General features: G+C 46.7%; 1 pseudogene. It reads left to right on the top strand.

Annotation, left to right across the window (positions count from 1 at the left end):
* Window positions 1–270, top strand: a pseudogene (locus ACFIK0_RS09375) (hypothetical protein); the annotation flags it as partial.

Raw genomic sequence — 270 nt, 5'->3', positions numbered from 1 at the left:
GATCACGAAGCCGACGGTATCCACTACTTCCAAGAAACAGTGCGGATGTCCACTTATCTGGTGGCCTTTGCGTTTGGTGATCTCCAAGCAAAGAAAACCGTCACTAAATCTGGCGTTGAAGTCGGTGTGTTTGCTACCAAGGCCCATCAAGCTAAGGAACTCGATTTTGCCTTAGACATTGCCAAACGGGCAATTGAATTTTACGAAGACTTTTACCATACCCCCTATCCACTTCCTCATTCTTGGCAACTGGCCTTACCAGACTTTTCA

It is taken from the genome of Bartonella sp. CL63NXGY (genome assembly GCF_042194905.1).
Lineage (GTDB): Bacteria > Pseudomonadota > Alphaproteobacteria > Rhizobiales > Rhizobiaceae > Bartonella.
The sequence above is the reverse complement of the archived record's forward strand: the minus strand, read 5'-3'. Positions and strand labels throughout refer to the sequence as shown.